21 protein-coding genes and 1 pseudogene are annotated in these 23,298 nt (G+C 58.3%); 11 read left to right on the top strand and 11 right to left on the bottom strand.

The genetic code is table 11. From position 1 onward, the window contains the following. Window positions 1-3 precede the first annotated feature (3 nt). On the top strand, window positions 4-885 hold the full coding sequence (locus AC2FIM_RS09955) for a DMT family transporter (protein ID WP_142634780.1): 882 nt from the start codon (window positions 4-6) through the stop codon (window positions 883-885). Then, a complete protein-coding gene (locus AC2FIM_RS09950) occupies window positions 882-1,745 on the top strand; it encodes a sugar kinase (RefSeq protein WP_142634782.1) in 864 nt (287 codons plus the stop codon). Before AC2FIM_RS09955 ends, AC2FIM_RS09950 begins: the two co-directional genes overlap by 4 nt. On the opposite strand, the gene AC2FIM_RS09945 is transcribed toward AC2FIM_RS09950, so the two are convergent. Beyond that, window positions 1,732-2,928 carry a mannitol dehydrogenase family protein gene (locus AC2FIM_RS09945; RefSeq protein ID WP_496677362.1) on the bottom strand — a complete coding sequence of 399 codons (1,197 nt, stop codon included), beginning with the start codon at window positions 2,926-2,928 and terminating at the stop codon, window positions 1,732-1,734. The genes AC2FIM_RS09950 and AC2FIM_RS09945 overlap by 14 nt on opposite strands. Continuing rightward, window positions 2,929-4,272 carry a glucuronate isomerase gene (gene uxaC / locus AC2FIM_RS09940; protein ID WP_416383907.1) on the bottom strand — a complete coding sequence of 448 codons (1,344 nt, stop codon included), beginning with the start codon at window positions 4,270-4,272 and terminating at the stop codon, window positions 2,929-2,931. A 123-nt stretch (window positions 4,273-4,395) separates the two neighbouring features. Between uxaC and AC2FIM_RS09935 the strand changes: the two genes are divergently transcribed. From AC2FIM_RS09935 to AC2FIM_RS09905, 7 genes are all read left to right on the top strand, one after another. After that, window positions 4,396-5,412, top strand: coding sequence for a Gfo/Idh/MocA family protein (locus AC2FIM_RS09935; RefSeq protein ID WP_271946127.1), 1,017 nt, complete (start codon window positions 4,396-4,398; stop codon window positions 5,410-5,412). Then, complete coding sequence (locus AC2FIM_RS09930; RefSeq protein ID WP_271946125.1) at window positions 5,409-6,410, top strand: Gfo/Idh/MocA family protein; 1,002 nt, start codon at window positions 5,409-5,411, stop codon at window positions 6,408-6,410. Before AC2FIM_RS09935 ends, AC2FIM_RS09930 begins: the two co-directional genes overlap by 4 nt. After that, entirely contained in the window at window positions 6,407-7,459 is a 1,053-nt protein-coding gene (locus tag AC2FIM_RS09925; RefSeq protein ID WP_496677366.1) for a Gfo/Idh/MocA family protein, read from the top strand. The genes AC2FIM_RS09930 and AC2FIM_RS09925 overlap by 4 nt, the downstream gene beginning before the upstream one ends. Then, window positions 7,456-8,637: a mannonate dehydratase gene (gene uxuA / locus AC2FIM_RS09920; protein ID WP_271946123.1), complete on the top strand. Its 1,182-nt coding sequence runs from the start codon at window positions 7,456-7,458 to the stop codon at window positions 8,635-8,637. The genes AC2FIM_RS09925 and uxuA overlap by 4 nt, the downstream gene beginning before the upstream one ends. A 223-nt stretch (window positions 8,638-8,860) precedes the next feature. Next, on the top strand, window positions 8,861-9,751 hold the full coding sequence (locus AC2FIM_RS09915) for an NAD(P)-dependent oxidoreductase (RefSeq protein WP_496677369.1): 891 nt from the start codon (window positions 8,861-8,863) through the stop codon (window positions 9,749-9,751). A 12-nt stretch (window positions 9,752-9,763) separates the two neighbouring features. Beyond that, window positions 9,764-10,627 (top strand): sugar phosphate isomerase/epimerase family protein, encoded by an 864-nt coding sequence (locus AC2FIM_RS09910; RefSeq protein ID WP_271946119.1) that lies wholly within the window; start codon window positions 9,764-9,766, stop codon window positions 10,625-10,627. A gap of 112 nt (window positions 10,628-10,739) precedes the next feature. After that, complete coding sequence (locus AC2FIM_RS09905) at window positions 10,740-11,159, top strand: secondary thiamine-phosphate synthase enzyme YjbQ (protein WP_496708049.1); 420 nt, start codon at window positions 10,740-10,742, stop codon at window positions 11,157-11,159. A gap of 30 nt (window positions 11,160-11,189) precedes the next feature. Here the strand turns inward: AC2FIM_RS09905 and AC2FIM_RS09900 are convergent, their stop codons facing one another. The 8 genes from AC2FIM_RS09900 to AC2FIM_RS09865 form a co-directional block, all read right to left on the bottom strand. Next, window positions 11,190-11,960, bottom strand: coding sequence for an SDR family oxidoreductase (locus AC2FIM_RS09900; protein ID WP_142634800.1), 771 nt, complete (start codon window positions 11,958-11,960; stop codon window positions 11,190-11,192). Continuing rightward, window positions 11,957-12,997, bottom strand: a complete 1,041-nt coding sequence (locus AC2FIM_RS09895) for a zinc-dependent alcohol dehydrogenase (protein ID WP_496677373.1) — start codon at window positions 12,995-12,997, stop codon at window positions 11,957-11,959. Before AC2FIM_RS09895 ends, AC2FIM_RS09900 begins: the two co-directional genes overlap by 4 nt. Then, window positions 12,994-14,094 carry a mandelate racemase/muconate lactonizing enzyme family protein gene (locus tag AC2FIM_RS09890; protein WP_496731976.1) on the bottom strand — a complete coding sequence of 367 codons (1,101 nt, stop codon included), beginning with the start codon at window positions 14,092-14,094 and terminating at the stop codon, window positions 12,994-12,996. The genes AC2FIM_RS09895 and AC2FIM_RS09890 overlap by 4 nt, the downstream gene beginning before the upstream one ends. Beyond that, entirely contained in the window at window positions 14,091-15,089 is a 999-nt protein-coding gene (locus AC2FIM_RS09885) for an ABC transporter permease (protein WP_142634806.1), read from the bottom strand. Before AC2FIM_RS09885 ends, AC2FIM_RS09890 begins: the two co-directional genes overlap by 4 nt. A 3-nt stretch (window positions 15,090-15,092) precedes the next feature. Further along, complete coding sequence (locus AC2FIM_RS09880; RefSeq protein ID WP_271946110.1) at window positions 15,093-16,070, bottom strand: ABC transporter permease; 978 nt, start codon at window positions 16,068-16,070, stop codon at window positions 15,093-15,095. Beyond that, window positions 16,055-17,587: a sugar ABC transporter ATP-binding protein gene (locus tag AC2FIM_RS09875; RefSeq protein ID WP_271946108.1), complete on the bottom strand. Its 1,533-nt coding sequence runs from the start codon at window positions 17,585-17,587 to the stop codon at window positions 16,055-16,057. The genes AC2FIM_RS09880 and AC2FIM_RS09875 overlap by 16 nt, the downstream gene beginning before the upstream one ends. A 67-nt stretch (window positions 17,588-17,654) precedes the next feature. Further along, window positions 17,655-18,629: an ABC transporter substrate-binding protein gene (locus tag AC2FIM_RS09870; protein ID WP_271946106.1), complete on the bottom strand. Its 975-nt coding sequence runs from the start codon at window positions 18,627-18,629 to the stop codon at window positions 17,655-17,657. A 54-nt stretch (window positions 18,630-18,683) separates the two neighbouring features. Continuing rightward, window positions 18,684-20,150, bottom strand: a complete 1,467-nt coding sequence (locus AC2FIM_RS09865) for an aldehyde dehydrogenase family protein (protein WP_496731974.1) — start codon at window positions 20,148-20,150, stop codon at window positions 18,684-18,686. A 166-nt stretch (window positions 20,151-20,316) separates the two neighbouring features. Between AC2FIM_RS09865 and AC2FIM_RS09860 the strand changes: the two genes are divergently transcribed. Then, window positions 20,317-21,417 carry a LacI family DNA-binding transcriptional regulator gene (locus AC2FIM_RS09860; RefSeq protein ID WP_246097150.1) on the top strand — a complete coding sequence of 367 codons (1,101 nt, stop codon included), beginning with the start codon at window positions 20,317-20,319 and terminating at the stop codon, window positions 21,415-21,417. Window positions 21,418-21,427: 10 nt separating this feature from the next. Next, entirely contained in the window at window positions 21,428-23,080 is a 1,653-nt protein-coding gene (locus tag AC2FIM_RS09855) for a GMC family oxidoreductase (protein ID WP_496689772.1), read from the top strand. On the opposite strand, the pseudogene AC2FIM_RS09850 reads toward AC2FIM_RS09855, so the two are convergent. Beyond that, window positions 23,062-23,256 (bottom strand): annotated as a pseudogene (locus tag AC2FIM_RS09850) (IS6 family transposase); the annotation flags it as partial. The gene AC2FIM_RS09855 and the pseudogene AC2FIM_RS09850 overlap by 19 nt on opposite strands. Between the last annotated feature and the right edge of the window lie 42 nt (window positions 23,257-23,298).

Raw genomic sequence — 23,298 nt, 5'->3', positions numbered from 1 at the left:
TCGATGGCCGTCACCGCCAGCCCCACTGCGGACCTGCCGCGCCTTGGCATCGTGCTGATGTTGACGGCGTGGCTATTCTTTTCGCTGGTGGATCTTGGGGCCAAGTGGTTGGCGTTGGCGGGCGTGCCGGCATTTCAGTTGGCATTCATGCGCTATGCGGGGCACTTTGTGATCTCTGTGGGCGTGATCGCCAAGGGCGGGATTGAGGCCAGCAGGTTCAAGACCGACCATCCATGGCAGGTCATTAGCCGGGCCTTGCTGCTGATCTCGGCGACCGTTTTCAATTTTTATGCCCTGCGGTTTTTGCCTCTGACCGTCGTGTCAGCAATCATGTTCTCAAGCCCGGTCATCGTGTGTTTTCTGTCCGTCTTCGTTTTGAAAGAACGCGTGGGTCCATGGCGTTGGGCGGCTATTACCCTGGGCTTTCTGGGGGTGTTGGTTGTCGTGCGGCCGTTTGGTTCAGCCTTTCATCCGACCATGCTGTTGATCGTCTACAATGCCACCGCTTTGGCCTTGTACTCGATCATGACGCGCAAGCTGTCCGGGGTTGTTGCCGTGGACACCATGCAATTCTACCTTGGGCTTACCGGGACGGTGGTTCTGCTGCCGTTCGCCATATGGTTTTGGGTCCAGCCAGAAAACACTTGGAGCCTGATTGTACTGATCGGCCTTGGCGTCTTTGGCTGGTGCGGGCATCAACTATTGACGAACGCGCATCGGTTCGGAACGGCGAACCAGTTGATGCCATTCACCTATTCGTTCCTGATCTACGTTGCGATTTGGGGCTATTTGTTCTTTGACACGGTACCGGGCGCATTCACTTTGGCAGGGGCTGTTCTAATCATGACTGCCGGTCTCATCATCTGGAAGAGAGAAAAGAAATGACGCGAATTGCCTGCATCGGCGAAGCAATGATCGAATTGTCCATGCTGGAAACCGGTGCAAAGGTGGGCGTCGCGGGGGATACGCTGAACACGGCCATCTACATGCACCGCGCCGCTCCTGATCTGCAGGTGGAGTATATGACATGTCTGGGCGACGACCCGTTCTCAGGGCGCATCGCCGGCTTTATCGCCAGTCATGGAATCGGGACATCCGGCATCCGCATCATTCCCAACGCTTCTCCGGGACTATACGCGATCACGACCTCTGCGGACGGTGAACGCAGCTTTACCTATTGGCGCAGCGAGGCGGCCGCCCGCCAGCTTTTTGCCGATCATGACTTCAGCTCGCTGAAAGGTTACGACGTGCTGTACTTGTCAGGGATTTCCGTGGCCATTCTTCCGCATTCGGTGAGGCTTGCGCTTCTGGACTGGCTAGAAGGCTCTTCAGTTCGGTTGGTCTATGACAGCAATTTTCGTCCGCGTCTCTGGGACAGCGTCGAACACGCCCGGCAGATCAACCAACGGCTTTGGCAGCGTGCAGATATTGCCCTACCATCCATCGACGACGAGATGGCACTGTTCGGGGAAAGCGCGGATCAAGTGGCGGCACGCTTTGCCGATCATCACGGTGTCGGTGCATTGAAACGCGGAGAGGATGGCCCTCTGCCCATTGGTCAGAACATTGACCAAACCTATGAGCCTGCCAAAAACGTGCTGGATACCACAGCGGCGGGCGACAGTTTCAACGGTGGCTACCTCGCTGCCTTGCTGACAGGGAAATCGCAGGCCAAGGCCCTGATGGCCGGACACAATCTGGCGTCCACCGTTGTTCAGTTCCGCGGCGCGATCATTCCCGGATAAGTGACGCGAGATCCTCAGCGCCAACAAGGTCCAAAAGTGGCACTACCGGATCTGGCTGTTTGACAGCCGAGGCGATTTCCAACGCGCAAGGATCGTTCAGCGTCCTGCCCTTGGCGGTCTCGGACATGCAAAAGGAGATCCAGGCCCGCATCCCTGCAATCACCGCCTGAGAGCCGGTCTCACGGAGTGTGGGAACAAACCGATACGGCAGCTTTTGGCTGCCATCCATCGCGATTTGGTCCAGACGGTGCGCCAGCTCGAGGTTTTCAAAGCGGCGCAACAAAGCCTCGGCATAGTCCGGAACCTGTACTTGCAGTGCTGCGGGCAGCGTTGCGCCCGCATCCTTCATCAACTCGGAAACCAGCGGGCGCAAAACCGGGTCTCGAACCGCTTCGTGGACGTAGGTCAGGCCTCGCTCCAAGCCGCCATAAGCCAACAGGGAATGGGCACCGTTCAACATGCGCAGCTTTCGCATCTCGTGCGGGGCTACGTCATCGACCAGTTGCACGCCCGGCCAATCCGGGTGCGGACCGGCGAAACTGTCTTCGATAACCCACTCCGAAAACGCCTCGGTCGGAACAGCCATAGGATCGCCGCTGATTGCGCGAACGGCGTCCGTGGTAGCCGGGGTGATCCGGTCGACCATCGCGTTTGGAAAGCGAACGGCATTCCAATTCACGTCCAGGCCGGCTGCATTCGCAAAATCGGCAACTGCCATTTCGAGCGTTTTGCCGTTTTCCATGCGATTGTCACAGCTTAGCACCGTTACTGGCTTGCACCGTTCCGCAAGGCCATAAGCTAAAAAACCGATCAGCGTCACAGGCCATTGCCCTGCCAGATCGGCGGCAATCGCTGGGTCCTGAAGGTTCAGATTGCCCGCGGCGTCCAAATGGTAACCTTTCTCGGTGACGGTCGCCGAGATGATCTCGGCATCCGCCATCACATCGAAAATCTCTGTGCGATCATTGGGCACGACCAGAACGTCACGCAGAGCTTTGATGCGCCGGACGCCCTGCCCCTGTACACACAAATCGTACTCGAAACCTTGTTGGGCCAATCCATCCCGAACCGAGGATGAACGCAGGCTGACGCCGACAACGTCCCATCCGCCAGCTTGATCCGTGTAGTCCAGCAAATGCGCCCGGGCGAAGTTTCCAAGGCCGAAGTGAAGAATTGTACCCATCTAGCTTTGCAATCCGTAAACCTGTTTCGCCAGATCGACCGCTAACAACCGCGCCAGATGCTCGGCACTGTCCCGACCGAAATAGCCGCGCGCAACCTGCTGGGCCAGATGAATCGCCACCCCCCGTCGCCACAGGTCGTGACGTGCAGGAATGGACAGAAAAGCCCGCGTATCGTCATTGAATCCGGCCAAATTGTAATATCCGGCCGTTTCAACGACCTGATCGAAATACCGCGCAATCCCGGCTGGGCTGTCGTGGAACCACCAAGGCGGCCCTATCCTAAGGCACGGCCAATGTCCCGCCATAGGGGCCAATTCACGGGCATAGGTGCTTTCGTCCAATGTGAAGAGTATGATGCGCAGTCCCGCTGAGTTTCCAACCCTGTTCAACAGCGCCTCAAGGCCCGTGACCCAATCCATCGCGATTGGAATGTCGGCCCCCTTGTCCCGTCCGAAGTCCCGCATTACCGCGTGGTTCGTGTTGCGCTTGCTGCCAGCATGTATCTGCATGGTCAGACCATCATCGACAGACATCTGCGCCATTTCGATCAGCATATGCCCATAGAACCGGCGAGCATCTTGTTCGGTACCTTCCCGCCGTCTCAGCCGTTGGTACAGCGCATCCGGGTCTTCCAGCCACTCGATCTGAACACGTTCGATACCGTGGTCGGTGGCAGTACATCCCAGTTGGATGAAATAAGCCCGCCGCATTCGCAGCGCGTTGAGGTAACCATCATAGCTGCCCAGATCGCAGCCTGTCAGCTCGGCCAACTTGTTCAGGTTCTGTACGAACTCCGGGTCCGCCCCATCCAAAACCCCGTCTGGGCGGAACGTCGGAACAACGCGCCCGCCCCAACCACTTGTATGAATCTCCCGATGCTCCGCGAGGCCGTCGAGAGCAGAATCCGTGGTGGCCAGAACCTCGATCCCAAACCTGTCGAACAAAGCCCTCGGACGAAATTCGGGTCGCACCAGCTTTTCTGAGATCTTATCATAAATCAGGTCAGCCGTGCGCGAAGACAACTCCTCAGACACGCCCAACGTTTCATGCAGCACGTAGTTCATCCATATCCGAGATGGCGTTCCCAGAAACAGATGCCAGTGCTCGGCAAAGGTGCGAAATACGGCGCGAGGATCCTTCTTTCGCCCCTCTTCCCCAACGCCAAGTTCGGACAAGGGAACGCCCTGCGAATAGAGCATACGAAACACGTAATGGTCGGGAACCACCAGCAGCTCGGCCGGGTTGGGAAACGGCTCATCGGCTGCAAACCACCCCGGATCGCAGTGACCATGCGGAGACACGATCGGCAGGTTCTTGATGCCCAGGTACAGGTCTTCTGCCATGCCATTCAAATTATCGGTCAATTCTTCCTCCGATACTGCTGCCCGCAATTGTTAACACAGTTTTTAATGGTTGCATCTTTCCCGTTCGAACCCGCAGACTGACCGGGTGATCCGGGGGAATGAATGAATATTGCGCTGATTGGTTTGGGGATGGTTTCGGGCACGCATGTGGCTGCCATTCGGGCATCGGACCAAGGCCTCAATCTTGCCGGCGTCCTCGGGCGCAATCCTGAAAAAGCAGCTGAGTTCGCGCAGCGAAACGACACCCGCACATTCAGCTCGGTCGAGGAAATCGCAAACGAACCAGACGTCGACTTTGCGATCATCGCAACCCCGCCTGATCAGCGCACAGAGTTGGTGCGGGTTCTTTCTACCGCTTCGAAACCGATCCTGATGGAAAAGCCCATCGAAAGAACGCTGGACGCCGCGACGGCCATTGTCGAGCAGTGCGAGGTGTCTGGTGTTCCGCTGGGCATAGTCTTTCAGCACCGCGCCCGCGCCGCTTCGCAGGCGCTGAAATCAGCCATTGAACAGGGTGAGCTGGGCGCGATCGCCACGGTGGAGATCCGTGTCCCCTGGTGGCGTGATCAGAGCTACTATGAAGAGCCGGGTCGCGGCACTTACGCACGCGACGGAGGCGGTGTCATGATCTCGCAGGCAATCCACACGCTTGACCTTGCGATGTGGCTACTGGGGCCGATCTCGGGCATTCAAGCCATGATGAAAAAAACTCCGTTACACGATCTCGAGGCCGAGGATTGGGCAGGTGCAATCCTTGAAATGGATAACGGCGCGGTGGGAACGTTGATGGCAACTACTGCCGAATATCCTGGGGCCGCTGAATCTATCACGATCCAGGGCACGCGCGCCAAAGCGCATCTGGATTCAGGTGTCCTGACCTTGACCACTTTCGATGGTCGGAAATCCACGGTTGGCGAAACGTCCGCCACAGGCGGAGGGGCCGATCCCATGGCGTTCACCCATGAATGGCACCAGACGGTTATCGAGGATTTCGCCAAGACCGTCGCCGGTGGAACGAGGCCGCTGGCCAGCGGACGCAGTGCCCTTTTGACTCACGCCGTCATAGACGCGATGCAGATCGCCAATCGAACCGGCCAGAAAACACGAGTCGCCTCATGAGCCTGACCTGCGTCGCCCTTGGTCTGGACCACCGCCATATCTATGGCATGACGGAAAACATGCGTAAAATCGGCGTGGACTGTGTCGGCTACTGGACACAAGGCGATCCAGAAACGCTACCGGGCTACGTCAAAAGGTTTCCCAATATTCCGCGGCTGGCCCGATTGGAAGACGCCCTAACCTGCGGGGCGGATCTAGCGCTGATTTCCGCAATTCCGGCAGATAGGGCCGCGTTGACGATTCGCGCTATGCAGAACGGCATGGATGTCATGAGCGACAAGCCGGGCTGCACGACGTTCGAGCAACTCGACCAGATCAAGCGAACGGTCGCGGACACCGGTCGAATCTGGTCGGTAAATTTTTCCGAACGATTTGAAACGCCGGTCAGCACCATGGCGACCGAGTTGGTCGAGGCCGGTGCCATAGGGCGCGTGATCCAAACGGTCGGACTTGGCCCGCACCGATTGAACCGGGCAACCCGGCCGGAGTGGTTTTTTAGGCGTGACCGCTATGGCGGAATTCTGACCGACATTGCCTCGCATCAGATCGATCAGTTCTTGCATTACACAGGTTCGGAAACCGCGGAAATCACAAACGCTTACGTGGCGAACTACGCAAACCCCAAGGATCCCGGGTTGCAGGATTTCGGAGAGCTCAATCTGCGCAGCGAGAATGGTACCGGGTATATCCGGGTTGACTGGTTTACGCCGGATGCCCTTCCGAACTGGGGGGATGGTCGTCTGACGATCCTAGGAACCGAAGGCTATATCGAGTTGCGAAAATATGTTGATGTGGGTGGGGCCTCAGGGACGGACCATCTGATCCTCGTGAATGGTGAAACCTGCCAAAAGATCGACGCATCTGACGACGGCCTTCCCTACTTTGCGCGCCTCGCCGATGACATCCGTAACCGGACCGAAACTGCAATGACGCAGACCCACTGCTTTAAGGTCATGGAACTGGCGCTACGTGCGCAGGAAATGGCGGAACGCAGATGATCAACGTTGCGATCCTTGGCGCTGGTATCGGTGCGCAACATCTGAGCGCACTGGAACGGCTTGACCGCGACTTCCGCGTAGCCGCCATGGTCGACCAGAATACGGACCGGATAGAACAGATTCGACAGAACTCGGATTTTCGCTCTCTGACCAATATTCAGGACGCGCTGGATGATCCGGCGATTGATGTCATCGACATCTGCCTACCGCCCCATCTGCATGTACCGACCACCCTTTCGGCACTGGCCGCAGGAAAACACGTTGTCTGCGAAAAGCCTCTTGCGACCTCGCTGCAGGATGTGGATCGGATCACCATAGCCGCACGCAGCGCGGGCAAGCAGGTGTTTCCGGTCTTTCAATACCGGTGGGGCCCGTCACTGGCCCAACTGCGCCACTTACAACGCGCAGGCCTGACCGGAGCGGTCCAAACTGCCGCGCTTGAAACCCATTGGTCCCGAGAGGCGGACTATTACGCGGTGCCGTGGCGAGGAACATGGGCCGGTGAACGCGGCGGCGCGGTTCTGGGCCATGCCATCCACAACCATGATCTGCTGACTCATATCGCGGGCGATATCGCCTGGGTGTCTGCAATGACAACGACGCGGGTCAACCCGATCGAGACGGAAGACTGCGCCGCGATCTGCTTCGGCATGACTTCCGGAGCCTTGTGCACAAGCAATATCACCCTGGGCGCCGCCACGGACGAAACCCGCCTGCGGTTCGTCTTTGAAAAGGTGACCGCCACCTCTGGCACAGAATCCTATGCCCCGGGTCAAACGCCCTGGTCATTCGTCGCACGGGACCCGGCGGATCAAGCCGCTATCGACGCGGCTCTTGCCGCCGCCGCTGCCGAGCCAACGGGGTTCGAAGGTTTTTTTACCGAAGTCGGCAAAGCGCTGCGGTCCGAAGCAAATTCGGCCGTTACGCTGAAGGATGGCGCTGCGTCCATCGGCCTTGTTACGGCGATTTATCACGCGGCGCGCACCGGGCAGCGCGTTGCCCTTCCCATCAGGCCCGATCACCCACTGTATGAAGGATGGCTGCCATGAAACAATGCTGGCGTTGGTTCGGACCCGAGGATCCGATCGCCCTGGCCGATCTCCATCAAGTCGGGGTTCAGGGAATCGTCACCGCGCTGCATCACACCCCGCCCGGACAGCCTTGGGATGAACAGAGCATCGCCGAACGGCAGGCCGTTCTTGCCGCGGCCGGGTACAGTTGGGACGTTGTCGAAAGCCTGCCCGTATCGGAGGCTATCAAGACGCAGTCGGCAGACATGGCCGAGCATCTGCAGGCGTACAAGTCCAGCCTCAGGGCCCTGTCCGTCCGTGGCGTCAAAGTTGTTTGCTACAACTTCATGCCGATCCTGGATTGGACGCGCACCGCCCTTCGTGCCCCACAGCCGCATGGCGGAACGGCCATGCTGTTCGACCTGACCGATTTTGCAGTTTTTGATATACATATTCTCGAACGTCCGGGCGCGTCCGAAGACTATTCCGGCGACGTCCGCCAAGCGGCCAAGGATCGCTTCATGCGCATGTCGGATGAATCCAAGGCCCAGTTGCAGCACAATGTCACTGCGGGGCTGCCCGGCGCCAACGATCAGTGGAGCGTAGAGGACGTGCGCGGCTTGCTGCAGACATATGCCGAGATAGACCGTGACCGGCTGCGCGCAAACCTCATCGACTTCCTGTCTGAGGTCGCCCCGATAGCCCAAGAAATGGGGGCGCGCTTGTGCTGTCATCCCGATGATCCGCCCTTCTCGTTGCTCGGTCTGCCGCGGGTCATGTCCAGTACCGAGGACTACGGCGCCGTACTGGATGCGGTTGATATGCCCGCGAACGGCGCAACCTTGTGTACCGGATCGCTGGGTGTTTCCCCTGAATTCGATGGGCCGGAGTTCGTTCGCCGGCATGGCGAACGGATTCACTTTGTTCACTTGCGAAACACCCGACGCATCGCGGGGTCAGACAGTCAGAAGCCGGACTTCTTTGAGGCCGCGCATCTTGAAGGCGACACCGACATGGTAAGCACCATTCGCGAACTGATGAACGAACAGCGTCGCCGCAAATCCCGAGGGCGGGGCGACTGGCAAATTCCGATGCGGCCCGACCACGGACAAGAACTGCTGAACGATCTGGGCGGACAAAGCACTCCCGGCTATCCGCTGATTGGACGAATGCGCGGGCTGGCGGAACTGCGCGGCATCATGGCGGCGTTCTCGTAACGCGTCGGGACAGGCGGTTTCTTTCCGCCGCGACACTTCTTTGCTTGCCTGACCGCCGCATTCTTCGTTTACTTGCGGGACGTAAACGGGCAGCGGGGTGTCTTCCGGACTCGCCCGACGTCTGTTCAAGACGCGTGAAACTCCCGCGAAAACCGATGCCTTGGGGCATCATTTTTCGAAACGTCTGCCAGACGGCAACGACGGAAGAACGGGAGGAGTCCAAATGAAAACCGCAGGCGTAATCGGTCTTGGCGACATGGGCAGCGGCCTTGCCAAGAACCTGATCAAGAATGGCTTTGAAACATCCGGTTTCGACCTGAGCATGACACGCATGACGGCATTTGCCGACATGGGCGGCCGGCCCAAGGACAGCGTGGGGCAAGTCGGTCGTCACGCCGCCACTGTGTTTGTCATGGTGATGAACGGAGATCAGGCCCGCGATGTCATCTTGGGTGAAAACGGGCTGGTTCCGAACATGGCGAAAGGCGGAACGGTCATCCTGTCGGCGACCATTACCCCGGCCGAAGCCCGCGCCATCGGGCAAGACATGGAGGGTTCGGGCATCCACCTGATCGACACCCCGGTCTCGGGTGGGTTTCCCGGCGCGCAGAACGGCACTTTGACGATGATGGCTGCCGGTGCTGCGGATGTGCTGGACCAAAACGCCGAAGTCATGCAGGCAGTGTCGGCAACCATTCATCGGGTCGGAGAAAACGCCGGCGACGGGCAAACCGTGAAAGCCTGCCTGCAATCTCTGATCGGATCGATCTTTTCCGCCACATTCGAGGCTGCGGCCATGGCGGCCAAAGCGGGTGTCAGCGGTCAGGCATTACTTGATGTGTTCTCCTCATCCAGCGCGGGGTGCGGCGTCGTGAATACCGCCCTTGAAAACATCATTGATCGCAAGTTCGAGGCCACCGGTAGCCATATCGCAACCATGCACAAGGACCTGACTATCTCGCTGGCACTGGCCGGTTCGTTGGGCGTTCCAATGCACACAGCGTCATCCGCAATGCAGATCTTTCACGCAGGAAAAACCAAATACCCGAATGGCGACAACTGGGTGTGTACTCAGGTCATCGAAGAGATCGTTGGCGCAGAATTGCATCGCTGAGGGGGGACGAACATGAAACTTGGTGTGATTTGCGACGGCATTTCCCGCGAACTGCGGCATGCCGTGGACGTAATGGACGAATTCGGTCTGGACTATGCAGAGCTTCAGTTCGTTGGAGATACGGAGGTCGGGGACCATTCCCCGCAGGAAATTGCCGAGATCGACGCGCTTTTGCGCGACCGGGGCAAGCCTGTGTCATGTCTGTCGCGCCATATCTTTGCGGGGATGACAGCTGCCAACAGGCCCGGTGACGACCTGCACACCCGACACATGGAAGCCTTGAAACGCGTGATCGACATGGCGCATGTCGTGGGGTCTCCGCTGGTTCGGATCATGACCCAACGAAAAGAGCAGATACTCTGGGGAAAAAACGGCGCCGAGAAGTGGAACGTGGCGCATGGGGTATGGGACTCGATGCCGCCGCTGATCGCGCCGGCGGTTGAACTTGCCAGGGCTGAGGGCGTGACGCTCGTCGTAGAAACCGGAAACGGCACGCTGGTCAATTCCAACTATACAGCCCGAAAACTGATCGACGAGTTGGATGCAAAGGATGCGTTGAAGGTACTTTGGGACCCCGGAAACAACTGCTGGTGCCATGAACTGGCATACCCGGACGGTTACGAAGAACTGCGCGGCGGCTATTTAGGTCACATTCACATCAAGGACGTAAAGGTCGACACGCCACGGGCAACGCTGGAAGTGCGCCGTATGGGGGAAGGTCAGCTTGCGCCTCTGTTCCAACCCATCGCGGACGCGCTCAGATCCGACGGCTATGATGGCGTCATTTCTTTCGAGAGCGTTTATCATCCCGGCAACGGAAACTTCGAAGATGGGTTTCGTCTGTGTGTGGACAGGTTCAAAAGCCTGTTCGCATGAATGAAGCGCCATTGTACTTTACAAATCATATACTTAAGCCTCAAAGTTGAATGCCGAATGGGGTGCGGAAAGCTGGGCGCATTCGCGCAAAATCAAGGAAAGGATCTGATGGATGAAGCAAGAGTTTTTTGAGCTGTCCATTGAAACGCCCGGCAAATCCCTCACCGACATCAGGGGGGTGGTTCAGGGTGCGGTGTCTGACCATGAACTTGGCTCGGGCCTGCTGACCCTTTGGTGCGTCCACACCGGTGCCGCGCTGTTGGTTCAGGCCAATGCCGATCCCGAGGTGGTCAAGGATATCGAGACGTTCTTCGAAGAACTGGTCCCCAAATCATCAGGCAAATATCACCATCGCCCGAGCGAAGACGACAACGCGCCATCGCATTTGCGGGCGCTGTTGACGCAAACGCAGGTGTCCATCCCGGTCGAACAGGGGCAGCTTCCGCTGGGCCGCGTACAAAGCCTGTATCTCTTCGAACATCGCGAGGCACCCAAGACACGACGATTGAAGGTGCACTACATCGGGACGTGATGCCTTGGGTCACATGGAGAGTTGACGGTGTTACCGCCCCATCCAGCCCCCGTCGACAACAAGGATTTCACCGTTGACGTAGTCCGACGCTGCAGAAGCCAAAAAGACTACAGGTCCGGCAAAATCACCAGGCGTACCCCAACGGCCTTGGGGTGTTCGTTCCAGAATCGACTTTGATCGGACTGGATCGTCCTGCAGGGCTTGGGTATTGTCGGTCGCGATGTAGCCGGGGGCGATTGCATTCACGTTCACACCCTGCCCGGCCCACTCATTGGCCAGGGCCTTCGTCAGCTGTCCAATCCCACCTTTCGAGGCCGCATATCCGGGAACGGTGATGCCGCCCTGAAACGTCAGCAGCGAGGCGGTGAAGATGATCTTGCCCGAGCCGCGCGCCAGCATGTCCTTGCCGATCTCGCGAGACAGAACGAACTGCGAGGACAGGTTCACCTCGATCACTTCGTCCCACCAGTCGTCCGGGTGTTCAGTGGCGGGTTTTCGTTTGATCGTGCCGGCATTGTTGACAAGGATATCAGGAGTTTGTCCGTCGGCCCTCAACTGATCAATGAACGCATGAAGCGCAGCGCGATCCGAGAAGTCGCATTGGTAAGCCCGGAAACTGCGTCCCATCGCTGTCACGGCTTTTTCGACATCCGCCCCGGACAGCTCAAGCGAGGCGGACACTCCGATTATATCGGCTCCAGCCGATGCCAATGCCTCGGCCATTCCGCGCCCGATACCGCGTTTGCACCCAGTCACAAGGGCCGTCGTTCCCGTCAGGTCGAAACTTTTCAAAACACTCATGAACGCGGTCCTACTTCGATCAGGCTTTTCATTGCGGTTGGGCTGCGATCCAGTGCTTCGAACGCGGCCTGGATGTCTGCCAGAGGGCTGACGTCAGTAATCACAACATCCGCGTCCACTCCGCCCGAGGCGACAACTGCAATGGCTTTCTCGTAATCCTCTGGCTCATAGACCCGAGCACCGATCAGTTGCAGCTCTCGCCAGAAGAACTGGAACAGGTCTATCTGGGGCTTTTGTGCATGGATCGCGACCATCACGATCCGGGCCCGAGTCGCGGCAACGGCGGTCATCGCATCAACTCCGGGCTGCGTTCCCGACACCTCGAAAACCACATCAGCGCCTTTGTCGCCCGTGCGCGCGTTGATTGTGGACACCAGGTCGGTTTCGATTGGGTTTATCGTGTCAAAACCAAGTTTTTCAGCAATCGCAAGACGGTTCGGATTCACTTCGGAAATCACGACATTTCCACCCGCATCCCGCGCAACCATGGCAACCAGGATGCCGATCGGGCCGCCGCCGATAACGACAACGTCCTCGCCAGGTTGCAGGCCAGACAGCCGCACATCGTGGCAGGCAACGGCGACCGGCTCGATCAGCGCCGCGTGATCCATGCGCAAGTCGTCTGGCAGAATGTGCAACGTATGGGCCGGAACGGTCCAGATCTCTTGCATGGCGCCATCGGTGTCGAGGCCGAGAAATTTGAGATTTTGGCAGATATGCTGATGCCCCCGCTTGCAGGCCGGGCATTCGCCACAATGATCAAGCGGCCGGACAACGACCTTCTGGCCGGGTTGGACCGTATGCACCCCCTCGCCCACTGCTTCAACGACACCAGACATCTCGTGCCCGATCACCCGGTTTAGACCGACACGGGCATCCATGTTGCCGTGATAGACGTGCATATCCGTCCCACAAATCCCGCAATAGGCAACGCGAACGGCAGCCTCGCCGGGGCCCGGAGCTTTCGCTTGGGCCTGTTCCACGGCAAAGCTCTTGTTGCCCCGATAATACGCCGCAGAAATCGTCTGGGTCGTCATGTATGCATCTCCCTGTGTTCTATATTCAGTTTGTCCCAGTCGAATTCCACTCCGGTTCCCGGAGTATCCGGGGCCACGGCCATACAGTCTTCCACAACCAGCGGACGGGTCGTGTACTGATCTATCGGGAATGAGTGTACTTCTAGCCACCCTGCGTTGGGTTGCGCGGCAACAAGGCTGACGTGCAGCTCCTGCATCCCATGACTGCAAACCGGAATGTCGTGCTGTGCGCTCAGCGCGGCCACGCGCAACCAGCCGGTGATCCCGCCGCAATTTGAAGCATCGGGCTGGATGAAACTCAGCTTCGCGTCATCAAAGGCGTAATCGAATTCGTGAATCGTGTGCAGGTTTTCACCCATAGCAAGGGGCACGCCCGTGGCTTCGGCAATTCGGCCATAGCCTTTGTAATCGTCTGGAATTGTCGGTTCCTCGAACCACAGGATATCGCAGTCGGCGAACCCTCGGGCTGCCACGATGGCCTGCTCGACGCTCATGGAGTAATTCGCGTCGACCATGAAGAACCGGTCCGGCCCCAACATTTCGCGCACCGCCCGGGCCCGCGCCAGATCATCGGCCAGATCCGGTTGACCGACCTTGATCTTGACCGCGTTGAACCCACGCGCAAGGTAGCCTTCGGTCTGCAACAGCAGTTTCTCCAACGAGAAATTCAGGTCGATCCCGCCGGCGTAGGCCTTGCACCGTTTGGACGCTCCACCAGCCATTTGCCATAGTGGTGCATTCTGCGTTCGGCCGCGAATGTCCCAAAGGGCAATATCCACGGCCGAAATGGCGAACGAGGCGATCCCACCCCGTGCCACATAGTGCACATGCCATTGCATGGCATCGTACAGGCTTTCGATCTGTTCGGCGCCTTGTCCAACCAGGAACGGCGCTAGATCATGCTGGATCATCGCCAAGATGGCATGACCGCCCTTGCCGCCCGTATAGGTATACCCAACCCCCTCAACCCCATCCGACGTTTGAATGGTAACGGTGATCAATTGAAAGAACGTGTGATCGCCATGTTTGGCATCGACCAGGACTTCGGCGAGCGGGACGTTGAACAGCCGCGCTGAAACACTTTCTATGCGATTCACGAACCCAAGACCTTCTGCTGCCTGGCAATAACCCGAGACTGTAAGAGGATGACCACAAAAAGAAAGCCTCCACGTATGACCATCTGCCAATAGGCGCTGAAACTGATGGTCCCCTGACCGTTTTCAAAGTTCAGAACGTTGAACACCAGACCCAGCAAAAGCGCTCCGGCCACGGTCGCAGGGATCGAACCCATCCCACCTGTCAACAAGGTGCCGCCCACAACAACGGACGCGATGGCCGACAATTCCCATCCGATGCCCTCAAGGGGTTGTCCGGCTCCAAAACCCGAGGCCAGAAAGACGCCAGCCAGCCCTGCGCAGCCGCCCGAAAGCAGGTAGACGAAAGCCTTGGCGCGATTCACCTTCAGACCCATGAGGTTCGAGGCATCCTCGCTGCCACCGATCGCCAAGACGGTCCGCCCGATGGTTGTTCTTTCCAGCACCAGCCACAGTACCAGCGTCAGTCCGGCCACTATGACTATTGCCCATGGAAACAGACCAAACGCCTGCCCCATGCCAAGCTTGGTGAAGTTCGACCCCCAATCAACCGAAATTGTCTGGGCGCCCGAAATCACCAATGCGCCGCCTTTTGCGGCAAGCATGGTCGCCAGTGTGGCGATGAAGGGCGGAATCCGAAGAATGATGATGCAAAAGGCGTTGATCGCTCCGAAGCCCACCCCGGCAAGCACGGCCCCCGGCAGCGCAACCTGAATCCCGTATGGGCTGAGATAGGCCGCAACAACCGACGTAAAGGCCGCAACGGATCCAACCGACAGATCAATCCCGCCGGTCATGATCACAAAACACATACCCAGCGCAATCGCGATGAACATCGCGTTGTAGTTCAGGAAAGACGAGAAATTGTAGGCGCTGCCAAAGTTGTCATAGCGCATCAGCCCAAACAGGATCAAAGCCAGCAGTGCGATCCACACCGTCACCGAAGCCGAATTGCGCCGAAGGTACTTTCGCAGGTCAAAAGCCGTTTCATCCAACATCGATCAAGCCCTCCGGAACTGCTGGACCCAGACGGCCAGGATAATAATGACCGCTTTGGCGATCAGTGCAACTTCGTCCTCTACCCCGTTGGCCAGCAACGTATATTTGACCAATTGGATGATGACGGCTCCCAGTATGGCACCAAAGATCGGCGCCCGTCCGCCTTGCAAAAGAGCCCCGCCAACGACAGCGGCCGCGATGGCGTCAAGCTCCATCAGATTGCCGTTGCGCGCGGCGTCCGAGGCCGAGTTGATCGCAACCACGATCAGACCAGCCAAGCCCGCAAGCACCGCGCAGATGACATAGGCCCCGATCTTGACCCGCCGGACGGGACCACCGGCCAGATAGGCCGCGCGTTCATTGCCGCCGATCGCCAGCAGGTAACGACCCCAAGTGGTTCTGGTGATCACCCAGAACAGCACACAGGCAATGGCCAGCGCCAGCCAACCCTGGAACGGCAAGCCAAGCACCTTGCCGGTTCCAAGATAACTGAATGAAGGGTTTGAAAATGTCTGCAGGTTGCCATTCGTCAAAACCTGGGCAATACCGCGACCCGAGATGAAAAGAATGAGCGTCGCAATAATGGGCTGCACGTTCAACACGGCAACCATCACGCCGTTGAATACCCCACATAAACCCGCGACGAACAGTGGCAGGACAATGGCCAAAATGACGCCAAGCATCGGATTGGCGGCGCCCAGATCCGACAGAAAGATCAGCGGGGCCAACGCCCCCGCCAGAGCCATGACAGCGCCAACCGACAGATCAATTCCACCCGTGGCGATGACCAGCGTCATACCCATGGCCACGATGGCGATCGTGGCAACCTGGCTGATATTCACGAACAGGGTCTGCATCTGCAGGAAATTGGGGGTGAAAAACGCGTTGAACACCAGCAGGGCGACCAACGCGGCGATGCCGCCATGAAAGCGGAAGGGCATCGATGCGACCCGTTGCGGCAACTTCATTGCTCGGTCCATGAACCAGTTCCTCCTTCATGATGCGCAAGCGCGCGCACCAGTATGTTCTCGGTAATCCCGGGGTTGGTCAGTTCCTTGACCGAGCGCCCTTCGTGCATGACCACGATGCGGTCGGCGCCTTCCACCAGCTCTTCGAATTCCGAACTGATAAGAACGACGCCGAACCCCTTTTCGACATACGACCGAATGAACGATTGGATCTCTCGCTTGGCGCCGACATCCACGCCTCGGGTCGGCTCGTCGAGTATAAGGATGTCGGGCTGCGTCGCCAGCCAACGGGCAAGCAGCACCTTTTGCTGGTTGCCGCCAGACAGCTCACGAATGGGTTGATCCATATGGGCCGCCTTGATACCCAGATCGTCGATGAAGGCCTGAACGATCTCGCGCTCGCGGGCAAAGTCGATTTGACCACGACTGGCCAGTTTCGGCAGCAGGGCCAGCGTCATATTCTCGCGCACGGACATGTCTGGAATGATCCCTTCAGCCTTTCGATCTTCGGTCAGAAAGCCAACCCCGTTTGCGATTGCGTCACCCGGTCCGGATGGTTGTCCAACCGCGCCGTGCAACTCGATCGCACCGCTGCGGGCTCCGTCCACGCCGAACAAAGCGCGCGCCGCCTCAGTCCGGCCAGAGCCCAGCAACCCGCCCAACCCAACGATTTCCCCGCGGTGGAGTGTAAGGTCGAAATGCGTCAATCGCGGGCCTGTCGAAACAGAGTCGGCCCGCAAAACGATATCTCCTTTCTTAGCCTTCGCACCTGCAAAGTCCGTGAGTCCGTCTGCCGCGATCTCATCTTTGTTGCGGCCCAGCATGTCCGCGATCATTTCTAATTTGGTCGTGTCTTGGACGGTGCGCGTGCTGACGGTACGCCCGTCTCGCATCGTTGTGACCCGATCGCAGATTTGGAACAGCTCATCGAGGAAATGCGAGACATACAGAACAGACACGCCCTGTTTCTTCAACTCGCGCACCACACCGAACAAAACCTCGACCTCGCTGGCATCCAGCGATGACGTGGGTTCGTCCATGATGACAAGTTTCGCGTCAAGAGAAACAGCCCTCGCAATCGCAACCAACTGCTGGATCGCAGTCGAGAAATTTCCTAGCGGCTCAGTCACGTCAATTTCTATACCAAAGCGCGCAAGAACCTCGCGTGCGCGCCTGTTGCCCTCGCGCCAGTCGACCAAACCGAGACGTTTGGGCTCGTACCCCATGATAATGTTCTCGGTCACTGACCGCAGCGGAACCAGGTTGAGCTCCTGATAGATCGTGGCGATTCCGGATTCCTGCGCTTCGCGCGGGGTGGAAATGCGGCTAGGCCCACGCGCCAAATGGACGTCGCCGGCATCCCGATCGTAAACTCCGGTCAGAACCTTGATCATCGTCGATTTGCCGGCACCGTTCTGACCGATCAGCGCATGAACCTCGCCAAGTGCGATCTCCAGACTGGCCTGGCTCAGTGCCGGTACGCCGGCAAAGGACTTTTCAATTCCTGACATCGAGACGAGCGCATTCATAAGATGTCTTCCTCCGATTGCTTGCAGGCGGCACCGACCACAGGCCAGCACCACCCACCAGGGAGAATCAATAAGCTTCGTCGATGTGATCAGCCGCATTGTCTTTGGTAAAGATGCGATCTTCGACTTTCACCCATTCCGGGATCGTCTCGCCAGCCGCGTATTTCTTCATGATTTCACAAGCCAGAGGACCGAAGAAGGGCGAGCTTTCCACCGTGACCCCCATCTTGCCATCGATGATGGCCTGAAGAGCATCGCGTGTCCCGTCGATCGAAACGATGGTCACATCCTCGCCAGGCTTGCGGCCGGCCAGTTCCAGAGCCTGGATCGCGCCGATCGCCATTTCGTCATTGTGGGCGTAGACCACGTTCACATTGGGGTGCGCCTGCAGCAGGGTTTCCATCACCTGACGACCAAGGTCGCGCGCAAAGTCACCGGTCTGAGAAGCCACGATCTCAAAGCGGTCGTCCGCTGCGATCGCGTCGTCGAAACCCTTTTTACGGTCATTTGCAGGTGAAGAACCAGTTGTGCCTTCCAACTGGACGATGACGCCCTTGTCGCCGTCGAAATTTTCCATCAGCCATTGCGCGGCCCGGTTGCCCTGATCAATGAAGTCCGATCCCAGGAATGCTACGAAATGCTCGCCTGGCTTGGCGACGGCCGGATCAACCGAGCGGTCCACGAGAAAAGTCGGAATGCCGGCGGCGCGTGCTTTCATAACCGCCGGAATCAGTGGCTTTTCTTCCCTTGGAGGCAGAAACAGAACGTCGATGCCTTGTGCGATCATGCTGTCCACATCCGCAACCTGCTTGGCCGCAGATCCAGCTGCATCCGTCGCGATAAGGTCCCAGCCGCAGGCCTCGGCCGTGTCATGGAACGATTTGGTCTCGGCAATGCGCCACGGATTGTTCGACTCCATCTGCGCAAAGCCAACTTTGTAGCGCTCCTTCTGCTCAAGCTGTGGCAGATCCTGCGCAATCGCAGTCGTGCCCAACAGCGCACCCGCGACAACCGTCGAGATCAAAAGAGTTCTGCGTTTCATGGTTATTCCTCCTCCATTGGTGCGGTCGCCAACGTTTTGACCGCGAGTTTTAGGTCATGCCCAATTCATGTAAGTCGTCTGTTTCCTCAGATAGCCATCGAAGCCATATGCGCCGTCTTCACCCCCAACCCCGGACATACCCCAACCGGTATGAAATCCCTGCACGGCCTCGCCATTGGAGCGGTTCAGATACAGTTCGCCGAACTTCAAACGGCTCGGGGCCTCCATCAATCGCCGGTGCGATGCCGTAAAGAGATAGGCAGACAGCCCGAATGATGTGTCATTCGCTACGTCTATCGCCTGATCAAAATCATCTACTCGCATGGCTGTTGCCACGGGGCCAAAGACCTCCTCTTGCATCGCGGCATTGCTGTTGTCTGAGACCTCAAGAACCGTCGGGGACATCCAGTGCCCTTTGCGGTGCGCGCCGTCCTTCAAAGGCCCACCTTCCAGATGGACTGTGGCACCTTCTCCGATGCTGCGCTGGATGATTTCGGCGACCTTGATCACTTCGACCTTGCTGACTTTGGGCCCCAGGTCGCAGTCCTCCATCGGATCCCCGATCGACAAAGCGCGGGCTGCGGACACGAATTTCTCCAAAAATTGATCCGAAATGTCGCGATGCAGATACATACGCTCGTTGCAGGTGCAAATCTGGCCGCAATTGGCAAACCGGGCGGCAATGGCGGCCGAAACGGCGGCGTCAACATCCGCATCCTCCATCACGATGAACGGAGCCTTGCCCCCAAGCTCGAGCCGGACAACCTTGATCCGGTCGGCCGCAGTGCGAAAAATCTCTTTCCCGGCGCGCGTGCTGCCGGTCATCGTGATCAGCGACGTATCGGGGTGTTCAACCAACCGCTGCCCGACCACCGGCCCTTTCCCCGTCAGAACATTCAGAACGCCGGGCGGAAAGCCGACCTTGTCCGCAAGCTCGGCAACCGCGAGACCGGACAGCGGCGTGATTTCATGCCCCAACAAAACAACGGTGTTGCCCGCGACCAGCGCTGGCCCAATTTTCCTGACAGCCAATGCCAAGGGATAGTTCCAGGCCGTCAGCGCAACGACAACACCATAGGGATGGCGCCGAATCTGGATTTCTTCGGACCTGTTGTCCGAGGCCACTATGTCACCCGAAATCCGTCGGGCCTCTTCTGCTGCATGGCAAAGAAAGGTGACGGCGGCATCCACTTCACCTCGAGCTTGCGAGATCGGCTTGCCCTGCTCGGCTGTGATCAAAGCAGCCAGACGCGCGGCGTCGGCCCGGATGGCCTCGGCGAGCCCTCGGACCATTTGCGCCCGCTCGATCGCCGGGCGCGAGGACCACGAGCCAAAAGCCCGATGGGCCGCTTCGACCGCCGCATCCGCGTGAGCGGCGGCGCCATCTGGAACTAGCGCAACGATCTCTTCATTCGCAGGGTTTTCGACAACAACCGTGTCCGCGTCAAGGTCGACAAAGCGGCCATCGATGAACATCGAATGCCGAACGACTTGACCCAACTCCCCCACTACAGACCGCAATTTCGCCTCCCGCGCTTGCTCGGTCAAACCACAATGGAGACCGCACCACCGATCAAAACACTAATATTATTATTTAGTCAACACTAATATTAATTACTATCCGCTAATATTAGTTGCACGTCCTCCGCATAATCGGTAAAAAGGATACGAACAAAAAGGTTGAGCGATGAACGATCAAGCGAACAAGGCCGGACAACACAGGGGTGTAGGACGAGTCGCGGGCCGACAGCGCATAACGATGCACGACATTGCACGCGTCGCTGGATGCTCACAAACGACAGTATCGCTGGTTCTGAACAAGAACGATTCCGTCAAAATCTCCGAGGACACAAAGCAACGAGTCCTGGATGCCGCCAATACGCTTGGATACGCCATGCCCTCTCAACTCAGGAAACCCCAAGACAGCGCGCGCCGACCCTCGGCACTAGACGACACCATCGCTTTTGTCGTGGACGATCTGGCGTCGAGCCCCGAAATGGTAAACGCGTTTAGCGGCGTGAAACAGGCCGTTCGGGACACCGGAAATCTTGTATTGCTGGCAGAAACCCAAAACGACCCAGAGGTCGAACCCAGAACGCTTAAGTATTTCCTCGACCAACAGGTTGCGGGCATCGTTTACGCAACTGTTTTCACCCGGCGGGTGGTCGTTCCGGAAATCCTCACGCAGGCCGCAACCCCGGTTCTGCTGCTAAACTGCTTTTGCGACGACCTCTCGTTTCCTGCGGTGATCCCCGGCGAAGTCGCTGCTGGACATACGGCGACCAACGCCCTGATCAAGGCCGGGCACAAACGAATCGCCACTATCACCGGCGAGCCGTTCATGGAATGCGCCGCGGGACGAACGACCGGGTATAGAAACGCCTTGGCTTCCGCCGACATTCCATTCGACGAGGACTTGGTTGTCGAAGGCAATTGGTTGCCCAGCGCCGGATATGCCGCCACGCGCGAATTGATGGACCTGCCCTCTCCGCCAACCGCCATTTTCTGTCAGAATGACCGCATGGCAATCGGTTGCTATGAGGCACTCAAGGAACTTGGCCTGTCCATCCCCGAGGACATCTCGGTCATCGGATTTGACGATGACGAAACCGCGCGACACCTTTCGCCGCCACTGACCTCGATGATTCTTCCCACCCGGGCGATGGGACGCTGGGTCGTCGAACAGCTATTCCACGGGCCGACGGATGGTCAGAGGCACCCACTCGTGAAGCTTGAATGCGAACTGGTCGAGCGCGACTCGATCAGAGAACCCAAACGCCGGACCTGAAGGCGACATCATGACGGAAACCTTCGATCACATCGTCATCGGCGGCGGCTCAGCCGGTGCCGCAGCCGCCGCCCGACTGGTCAACCAGGGCAAGTGCAGGGTTCTGGTGCTGGAGGCCGGGCATTCGCACCACCATCCATTGCTGGACATGCCGCCGGGTATTTTCAAGATGATCAACGGGTCCAAGTTCATGACCTACCACCAGACCGAACCGCAGGACCACCTGGACGGCCGCGTGCATGAGATTCCGCAGGCCAACGTACTGGGCGGCGGGTCGTCAGTGAATGCGCAGGTCTATATGCGCGGCCGCCCTTCTGACTATGACGCGTGGAACGACCTGCTACGACAGACCAACGACGGGGTCAGCTGGGGATGGGATGATGTGCTGCCCTATTTCCGCAGGATTGAAGACAACAACAGGCTTCATAATTACCTGCATGGCAGCGATGGTCCGGTGCAGGTCTCTGATCCGGGGTATATCGACGACATGTCTCGTTGGTTCGTTCAGTCGGTGCAGGCCCTTGGTGAACCATTCAACACGGACTTCAACGGCGCAACACAGCGCGGTGTCGGGTTCTATCAGTTCACCAATCGCGCTGGAAAGCGCAGCTCGTCAGCCTATGCTTTCCTCGCCCCTCTCGAGACGAACCCGGACTTGACCATACGGCTTGGCGCCACGGTCAGAAAAGTCATCATCGAAAGCGACAAGGCCGTCGGGGTGCAGTATCGCGACAAAGGCGGGTTCCACACCGTCCGGTGTGATGGTGAGGTTATCCTTGCGGCGGGCGCTCTGGTCACGCCGAAAATCCTCATGCTTTCGGGTATCGGACCGGATGCACATCTTGCCGAACACGGTATTCCTGTGGTCTGCCCACTGCCTGGGGTCGGTCAGAACCTGATCGACCACCCCGAAGTTCCCATCACCGCCTTTGCCAACGGTCCATACGGATATTTTAAACAAGGTGATGGCTGGCGGATGCTTCGCAACGGCATACAGTTCAAACTGTTCGGCAGCGGCCCAGTGACTTCGGCCGGGGTCGAAGCTGGTGCCTTCGTCAATCCGTCGGTTCCTGATGGAGAACCGACCATTCAAGCCTTTTGCGTGCCCATCGTCTATCTGGATCGCGACGCGCTGGACGAGGTGCAGGATGACTTTGGCGTGACCGTTACGACCGTCGTGGTCAAACCGAAATCACGCGGAGAGGTTCGGCTTCGCTCTGCCGATCCTCAAGCTATGCCGGTGGTTTCGCCCAACCTTCTGAAGCATGAGGACGACATGCAAGAGATGATCCGGGGGCAGCGGTTCTTTCGTCGGGCATTCACGTCGGGCCCGCTTGCACAAAGGATCCGCGAAATCGTCATTCCGATAGCGGACGACGACCAGACGCTGCGAGCACATTGCAAGAGATTCGTAAAAACCAACTATCACCCGGCGGGCACTGCCAAAATGGGCCGGGACGGCGACGGAATGGCAGTGCTGGACGCCAGAATGCGCGTTCGCGGGATCGAGAGCTTACGGGTGTGCGACATGTCCGCAGTGCCCGACATCAACGCCGGCAACACAAACGCACCTGCCATGATGCTTGGCGAACGATGCGCCGACCTTATCCTTGGCATCGGATCAGTACGCGAGGGACGCAATTCTTATCCGGAACAAAGTTGACGCCACTCGCTAAGAGCGGCGGCGCGGGTCAGCTTGAAGGTGTCTCGGCTGGTGAGCGATCTTTCTTGGTTGAAGTGGTTTTAGACGGAAGAATGAACGGCAGCGAATTTCTGTAAACTTCGCATGCGCCTGAACCGTTGCGTCGCGCGTTCGCGTCGTCGAAACGGAAGAGCGGAAATCGAATATACAGCATCACAGCAAGGCGGATGATCTCGGGA

Source organism: Ruegeria sp. CDSC052, from assembly GCF_059610685.1.
The sequence above is the reverse complement of the archived record's forward strand: the minus strand, read 5'-3'. Positions and strand labels throughout refer to the sequence as shown.

Bases quoted from the DNA above. Each gene is read 5' to 3' on its own strand.
- AC2FIM_RS09955 (WP_142634780.1), top strand. From the start codon at position 4: ATGGCCGTCACCGCCAGCCCCACTGCGGACCTGCCGCGCCTTGGCATC.
- AC2FIM_RS09950 (WP_142634782.1), top strand. From the start codon at position 882: ATGACGCGAATTGCCTGCATCGGCGAAGCAATGATCGAATTGTCCATG.
- AC2FIM_RS09945 (WP_496677362.1), bottom strand. From the start codon at position 2,928: ATGGGTACAATTCTTCACTTCGGCCTTGGAAACTTCGCCCGGGCGCAT.
- uxaC (WP_416383907.1), bottom strand. From the start codon at position 4,272: ATGGCAGAAGACCTGTACCTGGGCATCAAGAACCTGCCGATCGTGTCT.
- AC2FIM_RS09935 (WP_271946127.1), top strand. From the start codon at position 4,396: ATGAATATTGCGCTGATTGGTTTGGGGATGGTTTCGGGCACGCATGTG.
- AC2FIM_RS09930 (WP_271946125.1), top strand. From the start codon at position 5,409: ATGAGCCTGACCTGCGTCGCCCTTGGTCTGGACCACCGCCATATCTAT.
- AC2FIM_RS09925 (WP_496677366.1), top strand. From the start codon at position 6,407: ATGATCAACGTTGCGATCCTTGGCGCTGGTATCGGTGCGCAACATCTG.
- uxuA (WP_271946123.1), top strand. From the start codon at position 7,456: ATGAAACAATGCTGGCGTTGGTTCGGACCCGAGGATCCGATCGCCCTG.
- AC2FIM_RS09915 (WP_496677369.1), top strand. From the start codon at position 8,861: ATGAAAACCGCAGGCGTAATCGGTCTTGGCGACATGGGCAGCGGCCTT.
- AC2FIM_RS09910 (WP_271946119.1), top strand. From the start codon at position 9,764: ATGAAACTTGGTGTGATTTGCGACGGCATTTCCCGCGAACTGCGGCAT.
- AC2FIM_RS09905 (WP_496708049.1), top strand. From the start codon at position 10,740: ATGAAGCAAGAGTTTTTTGAGCTGTCCATTGAAACGCCCGGCAAATCC.
- AC2FIM_RS09900 (WP_142634800.1), bottom strand. From the start codon at position 11,960: ATGAGTGTTTTGAAAAGTTTCGACCTGACGGGAACGACGGCCCTTGTG.
- AC2FIM_RS09895 (WP_496677373.1), bottom strand. From the start codon at position 12,997: ATGACGACCCAGACGATTTCTGCGGCGTATTATCGGGGCAACAAGAGC.
- AC2FIM_RS09885 (WP_142634806.1), bottom strand. From the start codon at position 15,089: ATGTTGGATGAAACGGCTTTTGACCTGCGAAAGTACCTTCGGCGCAAT.
- AC2FIM_RS09880 (WP_271946110.1), bottom strand. From the start codon at position 16,070: ATGGACCGAGCAATGAAGTTGCCGCAACGGGTCGCATCGATGCCCTTC.
- AC2FIM_RS09875 (WP_271946108.1), bottom strand. From the start codon at position 17,587: ATGAATGCGCTCGTCTCGATGTCAGGAATTGAAAAGTCCTTTGCCGGC.
- AC2FIM_RS09870 (WP_271946106.1), bottom strand. From the start codon at position 18,629: ATGAAACGCAGAACTCTTTTGATCTCGACGGTTGTCGCGGGTGCGCTG.
- AC2FIM_RS09860 (WP_246097150.1), top strand. From the start codon at position 20,317: ATGAACGATCAAGCGAACAAGGCCGGACAACACAGGGGTGTAGGACGA.
- AC2FIM_RS09855 (WP_496689772.1), top strand. From the start codon at position 21,428: ATGACGGAAACCTTCGATCACATCGTCATCGGCGGCGGCTCAGCCGGT.